The organism is Streptomyces sp. NPDC089919, assembly GCF_040684615.1.
GTDB lineage: Bacteria > Actinomycetota > Actinomycetes > Streptomycetales > Streptomycetaceae > Streptomyces.
Genome location: NZ_JBFBGK010000003.1, coordinates 172,459 through 189,755, shown reverse-complemented (window position 1 = coordinate 189,755; position 17,297 = coordinate 172,459). Strand labels below are relative to the sequence as shown.

8 protein-coding genes are annotated in these 17,297 nt (G+C 74.5%); 5 read left to right on the top strand and 3 right to left on the bottom strand.

Going from position 1 to position 17,297, the window contains the following annotated elements; translation table 11 throughout:
* Positions 1–137: 137 nt before the first annotated feature.
* On the bottom strand, positions 138–2,336 hold the full coding sequence (helR, locus tag AB0O40_RS02770) for an RNA polymerase recycling motor ATPase HelR (RefSeq protein ID WP_365034897.1): 2,199 nt from the start codon (positions 2,334–2,336) through the stop codon (positions 138–140).
* 169 nt (positions 2,337–2,505) lie between these two features.
* Entirely contained in the window at positions 2,506–3,384 is an 879-nt protein-coding gene (locus tag AB0O40_RS02765; RefSeq protein WP_365034895.1) for a DUF5937 family protein, read from the bottom strand.
* A gap of 78 nt (positions 3,385–3,462) precedes the next feature.
* Here AB0O40_RS02765 and AB0O40_RS02760 point away from each other — a divergent pair, with 78 nt between their 5' ends.
* The 5 genes from AB0O40_RS02760 (at position 3,463) to AB0O40_RS02740 (ending at position 14,228) form a co-directional block, all read left to right on the top strand.
* Positions 3,463–4,731, top strand: a complete 1,269-nt coding sequence (locus AB0O40_RS02760) for an MFS transporter (protein ID WP_365034893.1) — start codon at positions 3,463–3,465, stop codon at positions 4,729–4,731.
* Positions 4,715–5,623, top strand: a complete 909-nt coding sequence (locus AB0O40_RS02755) for a PhzF family phenazine biosynthesis protein (RefSeq protein WP_365034892.1) — start codon at positions 4,715–4,717, stop codon at positions 5,621–5,623. The genes AB0O40_RS02760 and AB0O40_RS02755 overlap by 17 nt, the downstream gene beginning before the upstream one ends.
* A gap of 86 nt (positions 5,624–5,709) precedes the next feature.
* Positions 5,710–6,474, top strand: coding sequence for a hypothetical protein (locus tag AB0O40_RS02750; protein ID WP_365034890.1), 765 nt, complete (start codon positions 5,710–5,712; stop codon positions 6,472–6,474).
* A 249-nt stretch (positions 6,475–6,723) separates the two neighbouring features.
* On the top strand, positions 6,724–13,221 hold the full coding sequence (locus AB0O40_RS02745) for an RHS repeat-associated core domain-containing protein (protein ID WP_365034888.1): 6,498 nt from the start codon (positions 6,724–6,726) through the stop codon (positions 13,219–13,221).
* A gap of 125 nt (positions 13,222–13,346) precedes the next feature.
* On the top strand, positions 13,347–14,228 hold the full coding sequence (locus AB0O40_RS02740; RefSeq protein ID WP_365034887.1) for a metallophosphoesterase: 882 nt from the start codon (positions 13,347–13,349) through the stop codon (positions 14,226–14,228).
* A 97-nt stretch (positions 14,229–14,325) separates the two neighbouring features.
* On the opposite strand, the gene AB0O40_RS02735 is transcribed toward AB0O40_RS02740, so the two are convergent.
* Positions 14,326–17,118, bottom strand: a complete 2,793-nt coding sequence (locus AB0O40_RS02735; protein ID WP_365034885.1) for a hypothetical protein — start codon at positions 17,116–17,118, stop codon at positions 14,326–14,328.
* Between the last annotated feature and the right edge of the window lie 179 nt (positions 17,119–17,297).

Here is a 17,297-nt window from a genome sequence, read left to right as displayed (position 1 = left end):
CCCAACACCCTCCCGGACGTGCCGGCCCGCTGCGCCGCGCCGGTCGCACCGGACGCCCCACCAGCCCGGCCCGCGGGGGCCGGCTCCCCCCCGGAGGTCCGGGCGGGAGCCGGCCCCCGCGTCGTGCGCTCCGGCCCTCAGGACCCGGAGAGGAGCACCAGCTGCCGGGTGGCCCGGGTCATCGCGACGTAGCGGTCCACCGCCCCGGCGACCCCGGTGCCGAAGGTGTCCGGCTCGACGAGCACGACCAGGTCGAACTCGAGCCCCTTCGACAGCTCCGGGGTGAGCGCCCGGACCCGGTCGGAGCCCCCGCCCCGCTCCTCGTACGCCGCCACGAAGGCGGGGGTGCCGATGACGCAGGCCGTTCCCTCGGCGTGGTCGGCCAGCCAGCGCTCCAGCACCGCCGCCAGCTCGGTGACCCGGCCGCGCCCGACGGGCAGCTCGCCACCGCGCACCGAGCCGGGCACGTTGGCGTCCGGCAGCACCGCCCGGATCACCGGCTCCGCCTCCGCCATCACCTCTTGCGTGGTGCGGTAGTTGATGCTCAGCGGCGCCACCGTGACCCGGTCCAGGCCGACCCGCGCCAGCCGCTCCTGCCAGGACTCGGTGAAGCCCTGCCGGGCCTGGGCCCGGTCCCCGACGATGGTGAAGCTGCGGGACGGGCAGCGGCGCAGCAGCATCTGCCACTCCGCGTCGGTCAGCTCCTGCGCCTCGTCCACGACGACATGCGCGAACGGACCCGCCAACGGCTCGAGTTCGGCCCCGGGCAGGGCGGCCCCGTCGACCAGGGTGTCCTGCAGGTCCCGGCCCCGCAGCATCGTCACCGCGCCCTCGCCGTCGTCGTCGGCTTCGAGCAGGGCGTCGATCACCCCCGCCATCCGGGTCCGCTCGGCCGCCGCCGCGGCCGCCCGGCGGCGCGCCAGCAGGGCCGCCTGCGGATCGCCCAGCCGCTGCCGGGCCGCATCCAGCAGCGGCAGGTCGGCGAGCGTCCAGGCGTCCGGCTGCGGGCGCTGGAGCAGCCGCACCTCCTCGGGGGAGAGCCAGGGCGCGCACATCCGGAGGTAGGCGGGGACCGTCCAGAGGTCTCCGACCAGGTCGGCGGCCTCCAGCAGCGGCCAGGCCCGGTGCAGGGCCCCGATCAGCTCCCGGTCGCGCAGCAGCGCCGTGCGGAGCTGGTCGGCGGGGACCTCGTCGCCGTGCCGGTCGGCCAGGATCTCGAACAGCTCCTCCTGGATCTGCTCGCGCGCCTCGTTGTGCGGGGTGCCCGGCTCCGCGGCGTCGAAGGCCTCGGCCCAGTCCCGGGCGGTGAGCCGTACCTCGGCCCAGGGCGTGGTGACGGTCATCCCCTGCTCGGGCGGCGACTCGTAGAAGCGGACGGCGGTCTCGACCGCCCGCGCCATGTCGGCGGCGGCCTTCAGCCGGGCCGCCTCCGGGACCTCCTCCGGCACCGCCCCGGCCCCCTCGGCGACCAGGTCCCGCAGGGTGCAGGTGCGCACCCCCTCCTCGCCCAGGCTGGGCAGGACGTCGGCGACGTAGTCCAGGTACGGCTGGTGCGGGCCGACGAAGAGCACGCCGCCGCGGCGCTGCTGCAGACGCGGGTCGGAGTAGAGCAGGTAGGCGGACCGGTGCAGGGCGACCACGGTCTTGCCGGTGCCCGGGCCGCCGTCGACGACCAGCGCCCCGCGCGAGCCGGCCCGGACGATGGCGTCCTGGTCGGCCTGGATGGTGGTGAGCACGTCCCGCATCCGCCCCGACCGGGCGCGGCCCAGCTCGGCGATGAAGGCGGACTGGTCGTCGAGCGCGGCGTGCCCGACCGGGGCGTCGGCGCCGAAGACCTCGTCCCAGTAATCGCTGATCCGGCCGTCGGTCCAGCGGTACCGGCGGCGCCCGGCCAGCCCGGCCGGGTTGCCGTGGGTCGCCGCGAAGAACGGCTCGGCCGCGGGCGAGCGCCAGTCGGTCAGCAGCCGCCGGCCGGCGCTGTCGGTCAGCCCGAGCCGGCCGATGTAGAGCGGTGCGGAGCCGTCGGCGGGGACGATGCGCCCCAGGCACAGGTCCAGTCCGTAGCGCCGCAGCGCGCGCAGCCGGCCGGCCAGCCGGTGCACCTCCAGGTCCCGCTCCATCGCCTGCTGCCCCAGCCCGCCGGGCGCCCGGCGCGCGGCGTCCAGCCGCTCTGAGACCTCGGCGACCGCCTCGGCCAGGCTCTGCGCGACGGCCGCGAAGTGCTCCTCGTCGCCGGCGATCAGCTCCGGGGCGGCCTTGCCGGCCAGCCGCTCGGGCAGCACGAAGGCGCTGGTGGTGGTCGTGGTCGTGTGCTGCTGTGTGGTCGTGCCCTGCACGTCGTGGATCTCCCGTTCCCCCGGTTCCGGCCTCGGCGAGCGATTGTGCGGGACCACGGGGGCCTTGCCGCAAGCCCCCCTGTGCGCTATAAGTTGAAAGTGGCCGGGAGTGGGTTCGCCTCCTGTCGCCCCCTTTCCCTCCCCGACGGCTTCCCCGGGACCCCGCGCATCACAGCTGCCGGTCGAGCAGCGCCATCCCCAACTCGCTGACCGTGTAGTGGACTTCGCGGCGGTAGCGGTGGCCGGCGACCAGGCCGGCCTCCCGCAGCACGGAAAGGTGCTGGGAGACCGCGCCCGGGGTCAGGCCGCTCCGGGCGGCCAGCCCGGTGGTGGTCGAGGGGGTGGCGGTCTGCGCCAGCAGCGCCGCCCGGCTGCGGCCGAGCAGGCGGGCCAGGCCGGCCCCGGAGTCCCCCCGGCACTCCCAGAGGGTGCCGGCCCCGCGCGCCGGGTAGACCAGGCAGGGCGGCACCCCGGCCCGCCCGGGCAGCAGGTGGCAGCGGGCCGCGAAGGCGCTGGGCGCGAGGGTGAGCCCGCCGCCCGCCAGGTCGTGCCGACCGGCCGGCAGCGCCCAGGACACCAACCGGTCTTCTTCCCAGGTCAGTTCGGGGTGCAGCCGGGCCAGCACCTCCCGGATGCCGTCCTCCGCGAGCTGCCGGGTGCGGTAGGCGAGATCGGCCTCCAGGAGGGCGCGGATCCGGGGCCAGTGCGGGAGCACGGCCGCCTCCCACCATGCCCGGGCGGCCCCGGCCAGGTCTGCCGGCAGGGCGGCCGCCTCCTCCTCGAACTCGGCCAGCGGACACCGGGGCGCCGGGATGTCCGCGCCGGTCCCGGCCGCGGCGGCCGCCGGTCCCAGGCCCGCCAGGGGTGCGGTGCGGCGACGCAGGGCGGCGTCCGCGTCCAGCCCCAACGCCTCTTTGATCCACGGGAGATGGACGGCATGGGCGCCCGGGTCCGCCAGCGCGGCCCGGCTCGCCACGGTCTCCCACAGCGGCGAGAGCGCGAACCGCAGGCCCGCCATGTCCGCCAGTCCGAACCGCACGTCCCCCATGGACCGCTCCCCTTCCGATCTTTTAGCCCAGCCTAAATCAGTCGCCGGCCCCTGGTCCGGGTGGTGGGGTCTGCGTCCATGACCCTCTCTCCCACCGCACCAGCACCAGCACCGCGCCGCGGCCGGCCGCTGCTGCGCGACGCGGACTTCCGGCGCTTCTGGACCGCCGACGCGGTGAGCCAGGCCGGCACCGCCGTCACCCTGCTCGCCCTGCCGCTGACGGCCATCGGCACGCTCGGCGCCACCCCCTTCCAGGCGGGCCTGCTGGTCGCCTGCGAGTACCTGGGCTTCCTGCTGGTGGGCCTGCCGGCCGGCGCCTGGCTGGACCGGGTGCGCCACCGGCCCGTCCTGGTCGGCGGCGATCTGCTCCGGGCGGCCCTGCTGGTCTCCGTACCGGTGGCCGCGCTGCTGGACCGGCTGGGCCTGGTCCAGCTGTACGTGGTGGCGCTGGGCATGTCGGTGTGCACCGTCTTCTTCGACGTGGCCCACCAGAGCCACCTGCCGCAACTCGTCGCTCCGGAGGAGCTGGTGGCGGCCAACGTCACCCTGGAGGCGACCCGCAGCACCGTGGGGGCCGGCGGTCCCGGGGCGGCCGGTGCACTGGTGGCCGCGGTCACCGCCCCGGTGGCGCTGGCCTTCGACGCCCTGAGCTTCCTCCTCTCGGCACTGTGCCTGTCCCGGATCCGCCGCCCGGAGGCGGCACCGGCGCAGGCCGCCGGCGGTACCCGGCTGCGTACGGAGATCGCCGAAGGGCTCCGCTTCGTCCTCGGCGACCGGGAGCTGCGGGCGATCACCCTGGCCGCCGCGCTCTCCAACCTGTGGGGCACGGTGGGCGCGTCCATGCTGCTGGTGCTGCTGGCGGGCGAGTTGGACCTGTCTCCGTTCCTGTGCTCCCTGGTGTTCGTGGCGGAGGCGGTCGGCGGGCTGCTCGGCGCCCTGCTGGTCACCCGGGTCACGGGACGGCTGGGCGAGGGGCGGGCGATGTGCGCCTCCGTGATCACCGGAGCGGCGCTCTGGCTGGCCGCGGTGGCGTGCTTCCGGCCGGACGGCCGGTTCGCCGTGGCCGTCCTCCTCCAGGGGCTGGGCTGGACCGCGTTCATGACCTTCAAGGTCACCTCGGTCGCGGTGCGCCAGCGCCGCTGCCCCGCGCCGCTGCTGGGCCGGGTCAACGCCACCCACCGCTTCCTCGTCTGGGGCGTGATGCCGCTCGGCGCCCTGCTCGGCGGTGTGCTGGGCCAGTGGCTCGGCGCCCGGCCCGCGCTGTGGACCGGGGCGCTCGGCGAGCTCGGCGCCGTCCTCCCGCTGCTCTGCTCGCCGCTGCGGACCTCGCGTGACCGGGCCCGGTGACGGGGCGGCCGGGCTCCGGCTGCACCACGTGGACGTCTTCTCCGACACGCCCTTCGGCGGGAACGGCCTCGCGGTCTTCCACGACGCGGGCGCGCTGGACGCGGCCTCGATGCTGCGGATCACCCGCGAGTTCCGGCACTTCGAGTCGGTGTTCCTGAGCCGGGAGCCGGGGACCGGCCCCGGCGCCTGGCGGGCCCGGGTCTTCGACCTCGACGGGGCGCTGGACTTCGCCGGCCACCCGCTGCTGGGCGCGGCGGTGGTGCTGCACCACCTGCACGGCACCGGTCCGGCCGGGCGCCGGCAGCTGCGGGTGGGTGCGCGCACGGTCTCCGTGACGACCGGACGGACCCCGGACGGGCGGTACTCGGGGGTCCTGGACCAGGGGGCGCCGCTCTTCCTCGGGCGCCCCCCGGCCGCCGAACTGCCCGCCTTGGCAGAGCTGTTCGGCCTGGACCCGCGGGACCTGGACCCGGAGCTGCCGCCGGAGGTGGTCGACACCGGGCTGCGCTACCTGGTGCTGCCGGTACGCGGCGGGGCGCTCGCCCGGGCCCGCCCGGCCGGACCGCTCCCCGGCCCGCTCGCGGCGACCGGCGCCCGGTACGCGTACCTGCTCGACGCCGCGGTGCCCGAGGGCCGCCACTGGCACGACGACGGGCTCCTCGAGGACGTCGCCACCGGCAGCGGCGCCGGCTGCGCGGCCGCCTACCTGCGGCGCCACGGCCGGATCGGCGACGGCGTCCCGGCCGGCCTGCACCAGGGCCGCTTCACCGGCCGCCCCAGCCTGCTGACGATCGCCGCCCGGGGGCGCCCGGAGGACGTCCGCTCGGTCACGGTGGGCGGGCCGGTGACCCTGGTGGCCGAGGGCCGGCTGTACCGGACCGGCGACCGGTGACCCCCGGCGGGGCGGCAGCGCCGGGCTGCGGGCCGCCCGGGCCCGGATTAGCCTGATCGGGGGACCACTGGCGCGGAGGTGGCGCGATGACCGTCTTCCGGGGCCTGGCCGCGGGTGTGGCCGCCTGCGTGCTGGGCGGCGTACTGGCCGGGGTACCGGCCGTCGCCTCGACCGGCGGGCCACCGGGGTTGCGGGCCGACGACGACAACGGGATCGCCGGCCAGAGCGCGGCCACCATCGCCGACCGGGCCCGCACCACGATGGCCGCGGCCACCTCCATGCGCCTGGACGCGCAGATCCAGGACTCCGCCGGCACCACCGGGCTCGACCTCCAGCTGGACGTGGACGGCAACTGCGCGGGGGTCGTCACCCTGCCCGCCCAGGGCGGCAAGGCCGAGATGATCAAGCACGGCAAGGACGTCTGGATGAAGCTCGACGACACGCTCCTCAAGGCGCAGGTCCCGGGCAACGCGGGCGATCTGGCGGCCAAGCTGATCAACCACCGGTACATCCACGGCACCACCGACAACGCGATGCTGGGCCAGTTCACCTCCTTCTGCGACCTCACCGAGTTCCGGCGCGGCTTCACCACCAAGCCGGTCTCGGAGCAGCTGACCAAGGGCGGCCGGACCACCGTGGCGGGCGCCCCGGCCATCACGGTCACCAGCCGGCACGACGACGAGACCGGCACGTACGCGGTGGCCACCGAGGGCAAGCCCTACCTGCTCAGGGCCGAGGTCAAGGACGCCGACGGCAAGGTCCAGACCGCGGAGTTCCGGGACTTCGACCAGCCGGTGCCGACGAAGACGCCGGCGGCGGACGACACCATCGAGTTCAACGACCTCCAGTAGGACCCCGCCCGCCGCCTCCTGTCCCGCCCGGCACCCCGGCACGTTCTGCGCCGGTACTCCTTCGGCACCCCGGCCGTTCCCCGGCCGGGGTCCCGGCGTGTGCGCGGCCCGCCCGGAATGCCAGCCGCCATCGAGCCGAGGTCGAGCAGTTCCCCGCACGGTGTGGACGGATCGTCATGCCCATGTCGATCGTCCCCTCTGCTCCGACCCTCCGGCGCGGCGCGCCGGAGAAGAACCCGGAGGTTCTCGGTGCGTATCGGTTCTCCCTCGCGCGGCACCGGCCCCACCCGCCGGCGACTGCCCTGGGCCCGGGCCCTGGTCGGCTCCGCGGCCGCCTTCGCCCTCCTCGCCCCGGCCGCGGTCGCCGCCGGTCCCCCGCCCGGCCCCGAGGACACCCGGCTCTGGTCCCCGCGCGCCCTCGACCGGCTCCCCTCGGTCGGCGGCCGCGCCGCGCCGCCGGCCCGCCCCCTCCCCTCCGGCGGGGACCACGCCCCGAAGTGGCGGCCCGGTACGCCGAGTTGGCCGGCGGCGGGCCGGGCCTCGCTCCTCGTGGGCCCGGGCCCGGCCGCACGGTCCGGGGCGAGTGCCGCCCCGCGGGCCGGGTTCCCCGTCACACTGGCCCCGGCCCCGGCGGCCGCAGGGACGGCGGTCCGGCGCGGCGCGGGCGGCGCCGGACACCGCGCGGCGGCCGCCGGCGCGACGGTGGACGCGACCCTCGCCGACCGGACGACGGCCCGACGCGCGGGCGTCCAGGGCCTGCTGGTCTCCCTCACGCCCCGGGACGCCAAGGGCGTCGGCCGGGTGCGGGTGGGTCTCGACTACACGGCCGTCCGGGCCGCGTACGGCGGTGACTGGGCGGCCCGGCTCCGGCTGGTGGCCCTGCCCGGGTGCGCCCTGACCACCCCCTCGCTGGCGCACTGCCGCACCCGTACACCGGTACCCGGGGCGGTCAACGCGGTACGCGCCGGGACCCTGCGCGCCGAGGTCGACCTGGCAGCGGCCGGTCCGGCGGCATCCCGGCAGGGCGGCGCCCTGCTCGCCCGCGCCGCGACCGTACTGGCCGCCGAGGCCGCGCCGGAGGGCTCGGCCGGCGACTACAAGGCCACCGCGCTCTCCCCGACCGGATCCTGGAGCGCGGGCGGCAACGCCGGTACGTTCCACTGGACCTACCCGGTCACCGTGCCCCCGGCCCTGGGCGGTACCGCACCGTCGGTGACGTTGTCGTACGACTCGGCGAGCGTGGACGGCCGGACCGTCAGCCGCAACGCCCAGTCCTCCTGGATCGGCGACGGCTGGGACTACAGCCCCGGCTACATCGAACGCTCCTACCAAAGCTGCAAGCAGGACGGCAAGGACAACACCGGCGAAGCCTGCTGGAGCGGCAAGCAGCCGGTCACCATGGCCCTCAACGGCACGCAGACCGCCCTGATCCAGGACGACGCGAGCAGGACGTGGCGGACCGCCGACGGCGCCCGCACCAAGGTCGAACTCGCCACGCTGCCCTCCGGCCTCTCCAACGGCGACAACGACGGCGAGTACTGGAAGATCACCACCACCGACGGCATCCAGTACTACTTCGGCGCCCAGACCAAGCCCGGCACCACCACCGGCCCCGTCTCCAACGCCACCTGGACCCGCCCCGTCCACGCCAACAACACCGGCGAACCCTGCTACCGCAGCGACTTCGCCACCTCCTGGTGCCAGCAGGCCTGGCGCTGGAACCTCGACTACGTCGTCGACACCCGCGCCGGCCTGGTCAGCTACACCTACGCCACCGAGACCAACCACTACGCCCGCAACCCCGACACCGCCCACCCCGACGGCACCCTCACCCCCTACACCCGCGGCGGCGTCCTCACCGAGATCGGCTACGGCTCCAAGCTCACCGACACCACCGGACCGACGGCCAAGGTGCTGTTCACGTCGGCGGAGCGCTGCGACCCGACGGTCGACGCGGCAGCCGACTGCGGTGCCCCGCCCACCACTTCGACGGCGAGGGCCTGGCCCGACGTGCCGTTCGACCAGAACTGCACCGCCACGACGGCGGTGAAGGACTGCAAGCACTACGCGCCGACCTTCTGGAGCACCAAGCGCCTCGCCAAGATCACCACCCAGGTCCTCACCGGCGGCACCCCCAGCACCGTCGACGAGTGGACCCTCAGCCACGAGTACCCCGACCCGAAGGACGGCACCACGCCCTCCCTCTGGCTCGCCTCGGTCGCCCGTACGGCACATGACGGGGCAGCCGAACTCTCCCTCCCGGCAACCGACTTCGCGGGTCAGCTGATGCCCAACCGCGTCGACAGCGGCCAGGACAACCTCTCCCCCCTCAACCGCCGCCGCATGACCGCCGTCACCACGGAGTCGGGCCTGCGCATCGCCGTCGACTACGCCCAACCGGACTGCGTCCCCGGCCAGTTCCCGGCCCCCGACGCCAACGGCAAGCGCTGTTACCCGGTCTACTGGAACCCGTCGCCCGGCACCCCGATGGACCCCACCCTCGACTGGTTCCACAAGTACGTCGTCGCCGGCATCTCCGAGGTCGACGCCACCTCCGCCGGCGCCGACCCCTCCCCCACCCGCACCACCCGCTACGAGTACGTCGGCCCGGCCGCCTGGCACCGCGACGACGGCGAACTCACCGAGACCAAGTCCCGCACCTGGAACGACTTCCGCGGCTACGCGGAAGTCATCGTCCGCAAGGGCAACACCCAGGCCCGCCCGACCGACAAGACCACCCAGGCTTCCACGGTCTATCTCCGCGGCATGGACGGCGACTACAAGGCCGACGGCACCCGCCGCTCGGTGTCGGTCCCGGGCACCCCGACCCCCGACGCGGCCCCGCTGGCCGGCTTCGTCCGCGAGACCCGCACGTACACGGGCGACGGCGGCACGGTCGCCTCGAGCACCGTCAACGACCCCTGGACCGGCCCGGTCACGGCCCGCCGGGCCCGGGGCGGCGGCCTGCCGGAGCTGACCGGGCAGGCCGTCCGCACCGCCAGGTCGACCACCACGGCCGGGCTGTCGGACGGCGGCACCCGCACCACCGCCAAGACCTCCACCTTCGACCCGGACTCGGCGGTGGTCCGCACCGAACTGGACACCGCGACCGGGCTGCCGGACCGGTGCACCACGACCTCGTACGCCTCGAACGCGGCCGCCGGCATCCTGGACCTGCCGATCGAGCAGGTCTCGGTCACCGGTGACTGCTCCACCGCGCCGGGCAAGGACACCACCTACGCCCACACCCGCACCCTCTACGACGGCAAGCCCTACGGCGAGATCGGCCCGGTCGGCGCCGCCACCACGGCGCAGGTCGTCGACGGCTACGACGGCGCCACCCCGTCCCACACCCTCGACACCGTCACGGAGTACGACGCGTACGGCCGCCCGGTGAAGGTGACGGACCCGCTCGGCAACCCCACGAGCACGGCGTACACGCCCGCTTCGGGCGGCCTGCCGACCAGGATCGCGGTCACCGGCCCGATGGGCGCGGGCTGGACCACCACCACCGACTACGCCACGGCCCGCAACCTGCCGGTGAAGACCACCGACCTCAACAACCGCGTCGCCGAACTGGCCTACGACCCGGCCGGCCGCCTCACCAAGGTCTGGCAACCGGGCCGCAACCGGGCGACCCAGACCGCCAGTCTCGAGTTCGGGTACGCGCTGAGCCGCACGGGGCCGAGCGTGGTGACGACCCGTACGCTGCGCGACGACGGCAAGTACCAGTCCGCCTACCAGATCCTGGACGCCTTCCTCCAGGTCCGGCAGACCCAGGAGGCTCCGGCGGACGAGTCGGCCGGCCGCGTCCTGACGGACACCTTCTACAACTCCCTCGGCCAGGTCGTGAAGACCAACGCGGCCTACTGGGAGAAGACCACGACCCCCTCCGGGACCCGCTTCCTCGCCGACGACACCCAAGTCCCCTCCCAGAAGGGCGTCTTCTATGACGGCCAGGGCCGCAAGACCGCCGAGACGCAGTCCTCGCACGCGGCCGAGCAGTGGCGCACGACCCTCTCGTACGCCGGTGCCGACAAGGTGAACACGCTGCCGCCGGCCGGCGGGACGGCCACCACCGTCGTCAACGACGCCCGCGGCAAGGTCCAGCAGCTCCGGCAGTACACCGACCGGGCCGACCTGGGCAGCGACGACGCCCGCACCTTCACTCCCACCACCTACGGGTACGACGCCCGGGGGCAGCTGGCGAAGGCCACCGATGCCGCCGGGAACGCCTGGACGTACGCGTACGACCTGTTGGGCCGGCCGACGTTCCTGACGGATCCCGACAAGGGCCGCACCGAGACGCACTACGACGCGGTGGGCCGGGTCGCCTGGACCAAGGACGCCCGCGGCCAGGTCCTGCACACCACCTACGACAAGCTCTCCCGCAAGACCGGCCTCTACAAGGACGCGGTGACGGACGCCAACCTCCAGACCTCCTGGTCCTACGACCGCCTCGCCAAGGGCCAGGCCGACGGCTCCACCCGCTACGTCGGCGGCAGGAACGGAGCCGCCTACACGACCGAGATCACCGCGCTGGACACCGCGTACCGGCCGCTGGGCTCCAAGGTGACCGTCCCGGCCGCGGAGGGGAAGCTGGCGGGCACCTACACCTCCACCACGACCTACACCCCGGTGACCGGCAAGCCCGTGTCGGTCACCCTCCCCGGCATCGGCGGCCTGCCCGCCGAGACCGTCACCACCGGCCTCAGCGCCACCGGCCTGCCGGTCACCCTGTGGAGCGAGGAGGCCGACTACGTCAACCGGACGAGCTACGACCCCTTCGGCCGGGTCCGCCGGGCCGTCTACGGCGACGTGCCCAAGCAGCTCGCCTACACACCGCAGTTCGACGAGGCCACCGGCCGGCTGAGCGCCACCTCCCTCGACCGGCAGACCGGCCCGGGCGACACCCAGGTCACCGGCTCCGTCGACGCCACGACCTTCACCTACAAGCCGTCCGGTGACATCACCTCCGTCGCGACCCGGCGGGACGAGGGACCGGCCGGTTTCACCACCGACCGGCAGTGCTTCGGCTACGACCACCTCCAGCGGATGACGCAGGCCTGGACCGACAAGGGCACCACCTGCGCGAGCACGCCCAAGGCCTCGGACGTGGGCGGCCCGGCCCCGTACTTGCAGTCGTACGGCTTCGACGTCACGGGCAACCGGACGAAGCTGGTCGAGCACGACCCGGCCGACACGTCCGGGGCCAAGGACGCCACCACCACCTACGCCTCACCCGCGGGCGGCTCCGCTCGTCCGCACACGGTCACCTCGGCCACGACCACCGGCCCCGGGGCCACGGTCGACGCCTCCTACACCTACGACGCTTCGGGCAACACCCTGACCCGGCCCGGCGGTCAGACGCTGACCTGGGACGCGGAGAACCGGCTGGCCTCGAACACCGGCAGCACGTACCTCTACGACGCGGAGGGCACCAGGCTGCTGCGGCGGGACGCGTCGAAGGTGACGCTCTACCTCGGCACGGACGAGCTGACCCTCACCAGGTCCACGGGCGCGCTGACCGGCACCCGCACCTACGCCGGCCCCGGCGGCGGGCCGTCGATCGTCCGCACGCCGACGTCGCTGACGTACGAGGGGACGGACCACCACGGCACGGCCTCGACGTCGCTGGACGCCGGGACCCTGGCGATCACCCGCCGCGACACGAAGCCGTACGGCGAGCCCCGCGGCACGGCCCCGTCGTCCTGGCCGGACGACAAGGGCTTCCTCGGCAAGCCGAAGGACACCACCGGCCTCACCCACATCGGCGCCCGGGAATACGACCCCTCCCTGGGCCGCTTCCTCAGCCCCGACCCCGTCCGCGACCTGACGGACCCGCAACAACTGCACGGCTACACCTACGCCAACGCCAGCCCGGTCACCAAGTCCGACCCGACGGGCCTGATCTGGGGCATCCCCTGCTACGAGACCGGCGACTGCGCCGCCCCCAAGGGTGGGACGATCAACGACGGCGGTGCCGGCCCCGACAGCGTCAACAACATGCCGGGCAGCGACGCCCCCGCCGGTCTGCCCTCCACCTCGCCCCCCGTGCAGACGGGTGGTCGCAATCTCGGCTGCAACAGCTACTGCCGCGACATGCTGCAGATGCTGAAGGAGAAGAGCGCCACGATGGACAAGGACACCAAGCTGGCGCAGGAGTTGGAGACCTACATGCTCGTCAGGGCGGGTGTCCAGGAATGCGAGATCGACGGCAGCCCCGGAATGCGTGCCGGCTGTATGGAGAAGTCCGACCTCCCTGGTCAGGGTGACGGCATCGACGAGCTGCTCGGGCAGTGGATATCGGGTAACGGCGGGGAATTCGTATACGTGGGCAAGGACACCATCGTCGGCCAGATCGCTCACTCAGGAGCCGCGAACAAAGCACTCAACGAGGTCTGGTACGCGCAGTCGAGGTACGGCATCGAGGCCGGCGGGCCGCTGGACCACACGATCGGCACGGGTTGGAAGCAATTCGCCAAGGACGTGGCCGGCATGCTGACACACGGGCACATCGGTACGTCCCACCCGGAAGATTTCCTAGGTTCCTACAACATGGTCTTCCAGACTGTGGCGGTCAACCCCGACAGCGTGCAGGTGGCTGTCGGAATGTACAACGCGACAGGCATCGCGTCGCTGACCCACTATCTGCCGAACGTCAACGTGGGAACCCCCGGCGCCACGGTGACGCAGCACTACTTCTTCACCGTCACCGTGAACCGGACCGGCGTGCGGCTCGACTGACGGGCTGCGAGTCGTCGGCCTGCGGGTCGACGACCGTACAAGGCGGGTTGAGGACCGGTGGAGTTCCCGTCGCCGGTCCTCGGCCCGCTGTTCATATGCCCCTGGAACCTGATCCACTGGACTTCATGTCCCAGAGCAACCAATCGGGCGCCCTGCTCGCCATCAGCGATCTGCACATCCACCACCCCGAGAACCGAGCCATCGTGGAGGCGATGCGGCCGCAATCGGACGAGGACTGGCTGCTCGTGGCCGGGGACGTCAGCGAGACGTTCGGTGACATCGAGTGGGCGCTGACGTTGCTGAAGGAGCGGTTCCACACCGTCGTGTGGGCCCCGGGGAACCACGATCTGTGGACGCCGCCGAAGGACCCGGTCACCACCCGCGGCGAGAAGCGGTACACGGAGATCGTCGAGATGTGCCGGGCCCTGGGCGTGCACACGCCCGAGGACCCGTACCCGGTGTGGGAGCAGGACGGCCGGCGGCTGACCGTGGCGCCGCTGTTCGTCCTGTACGACTACTCCTTCCACCCGCCCGGCACCGCCACCATGCGCGAAGCCCTCACCAAGGCGGTCGAGGCGCGGGTGGTGTGCACGGACGAGTTCCTGCTCCACTACGACCCGTACCCGAGCCGCGCGGCCTGGTGCGAGGCGCGGCTGGCGTACACCGAGGAGCGGCTGGCCGCGCTCGACGGGGCGCCGACGGTGCTGGTGAACCACTTCCCGCTGGTGCGGGAGCCCACCCGGATCCTGCGCCGGCAGGAGTTCGCCCTGTGGTGCGGTACCGAGAAGACCGCCGACTGGCACGTGCGGTTCAACGCCGAGGCCGTGGTCTACGGGCACCTGCACATCCCGCGGACCCAGGTCTTCGACGGGGTGCCCTTCCAGGAGGTCTCGATCGGCTATCCCCGCGAGTGGCAGCCGCGGCCGGGCCCGCCGCCGGGGCAGCCGCGCCGGGTGGTGACCCGTGGTGCGGCCGGGCTGCCGGTCAGCGCGACGGACGGCGCCTGAGGGCCCGCGCAGGTACGGCGACGGCGCCGGTCCCCGCTGGGGGGCCGGCGCCGTCGGGTCAGCGGGCGCGCGCGGCGCCGGTCAGGAGGCCTTCACCTCAGGAGGCCTTCACCGTGCCGGTGAAGGGCTTGCCGGGGACCGGCTGCCAGTTCGCGTCGTAGCCGACCAGCCGGGCCCGCAGGGACTCGGCCGGCTCGGTGAGCCGGTCGGTGGCGGTGGGGACGGTCAGCACCGTGCTGGTCTTGCCGGCCTGGACGGTCCACCCCAGGTAGCCCTTCCCGGCGAGCTCGTGCAGCGGCCGGGTGGGGCTGGCGGAGCCGGGGCCGTAGTTCTCCTCCAGCCACTTCTTGTCGACGTCCGCGGTGGAGAGTTCGGCGCCGCGGGTCACCGGCAGGAAGGCGAACTCGCCGTAGAGGTCGGTGTCGGCGGCCGCGGAGAGGGTGATCTTCCAGGTCAGCGCCTTGCCCTCGGTGACCTTGTCGGCGACCGGGACGGCCTTGACGACCGGCATCGGGTCGTCGTTGAGGGCGGTGACGCCGCCGCGGTGGGCGCCGACGACGGTGCCCTTGACGGCCTTGACGAAGACGTCCTGGTTCAGGTTGCCGCCGAAGCGCTTGTTGCCCTTGACGGTGACCGGGACGTTGATCTCGTGGCCGCCCGGGTGGACGGTGACGATCCTGGACGGGGTGGCCCGCCCGTCGGGCGACGGGACGAAGACCCGGACCTGGCCGCTGCCGTGGCCGGAGATCCGGACCGGGACCGTGTAGGTACGGGTGCCCGAGTCGCCCTCCTTGACACTGAGGCGGCCGATGTCGACGCGGGCGAGGTCGGCGGTGCGGACCGCGGGGGTGCCCGGGCGCCAGCCCCAGGCGTCCATCAGCCAGGCCTGGCCGGTGCGGCTGCGGGGGGTGAGGTCCAGGGACTTCAGGTGGCCGAGGTCCAGGCCGGCGCGGGTGGCGGCGGTCAGCGGGACCCGGACCTCGCGGCCCCAGAAGGAGGCGGTGCGGTCGGAGCCCGGCAGGCCGTCGACGCGGACCCGGTCGAGGGTGGCGCGGCGGCCGGCGGCGTCGGTGACGGCGACGTCGAGGGTGGTACCGGTGGTGTTGGGCGGCACGATCACCCGCAGGGCCAGCGCCTTGGCGCCGGCGAGCGAGAAGGGCGCGGCCGGGCGGACGGCGACCTTCCGGCCGGGCGCGGTCCACTTCAGGGCGAGGGCGTCGCGGCCGGGCTCCTTCTCGGTCTCCCAGCCCGCGAAGTGCGGGGAGGTGCCGACGGTCCCGCGGGGCAGGCAGGCGCGGGCCGGGTCGGGGTCGACCTGGGCGCAGACGCGGCCGCCGGCGGTGACGGCGGTGCCGGGGCCGGGCAGCACGGCGGGGGTGCGGTTGCCGCCCACGGCGTGGCTGAGCACCCGGGCCGGGCCGGCCGAGGGGGCGCGCCGGCCGGTGCCGTCGAGCAGCGGGCGGACCGCGTCGTCGCCGGCGACGAACAGGCGGGCCGCGGCGGCGATGTAGGTGGCGCCGGCGGCCTGCTGGTCGGTGGCCTTCAGACGGGTCTTCCTGGTCTTGGCGCAGACCGGGTCGGGCTTCTCGCCGTCCCAGAAGTCGTCCTCGGAGGGGGCGGCGGACTGGCCGGGGGTCCACTCGCTGTTGAAGAAGTTGTGGTTGGCGCCGACCACGTACACGGAGCTGTGCAGGGCCGTGCCGGTGCCGGTGCCGCGGGTGCCGTCGGTGTAGATCTCGCCCTGGAGGTCGGAGACGTCGCCGTCGCAGCCGGGCAGGACGGTCATCGAGGGCACGTCGGCGACCGGGTTCTGGCCGAAGATGGTGGGGCCGATCAGGACGTTGCCGCGGATCTTCCAGCGGACCGGTCCCTTGGCCCCGTCCTGGGCGGCGGGGGCCGGGTAGAGGCTGTCCATCGCGGCGCGGTTGACGCCCTCGCCGCCGCGGGAGTGGCCGACCAGCATCACGCGGGAGAGGTCGGCGGGCGCGGTGGCGCGGACCGCGGCCGGGGCGTCGGTGCGGTGCGCGGCCCAGTCGGCCCAGCGGGCCAGGTGCTGGCGGACCAGTGAGGAGCGGGCCTGGGCGCCGCCGTCCTCGGCCTGCCAGTCCTGGCCGTTGATGCCGTTGGCGGAGATGGAGACGGTCACGTAGCCCTGGGAGGCCAGGAGTTGCTGGGCGCGCAGGTAGCCGCGGTGGCTGGGGATGGGCTTGGCGCCGGGCTTGCAGGGCCAGTCGCCGGTGGTCTCGCCGGCGGCGGTGTAGCAGGTGCCGTGCCGGCCGTGCAGGAAGAGGGCCAGGGGCCGCTTGCCCGGGGCGCCCTGGGGGCCGACCACGACGGCCTGCATCTCGACCGCGGCCGGGAAGCCGGGCAGCTTGACGGACTTCAGGGCGTACTCGCCGCTGGTCGTGCGGTACGGGCCCTTCTTGCCGGGGTCGACGGGGTTGGCGGGCAGCGGGGCCTCGGGCTGCGCCAGGCCGGTGCCGGGCCGGGACTGCGGGGCCCGGTCCGGTGCGGCGGCGTCCAGGCGGCGGCCGCCGGCCAGCACCTTGAGGCCGGTGGTGCCGCCGAGTTCGACGCCGTCCAGCCGCAGCCGGAAGGAGCGCCCGTCGGCGGCGGGCTGGGGCCGGCCGAGCAGCCGGTCCCCGGCGTAGAACTCGACCCGCGCGTCCCCCATGGGCACCCGCGCGGCCGGCGTCCACACCAGCGCCCGGCCGGCCGCGTCGCCTGTGATCCGCCAGCCCTCGGGCAGTGCGGTGTCGGTCCCCCGGAGTGCGGCCGGGGCGCCGGCGGGGGCCGCGTGGGCGGTCCCCGCGGCGCCGGCCGCGAGCGCGAGGACGGCGGCGGCGGCCGTCGCTCCGCGTGTGACACGTATCAAGGTGGTCTTCCTCATCGTCGGTCTGGGATGGTCCGGGCCGGTTTGGGCCGGTCCGGTCGGGGCGCCGCGGCGGTGCCGGGCGTCCCGGGGGCTCCCCCGCCCCGCCAGACGTCAACTCGGGGCCATGGGTTGCCCCGTTCGAGTGATCCGACGCTCCATCAGATCTCCACCAGGTCAAGCGTCCCGGACTCTTG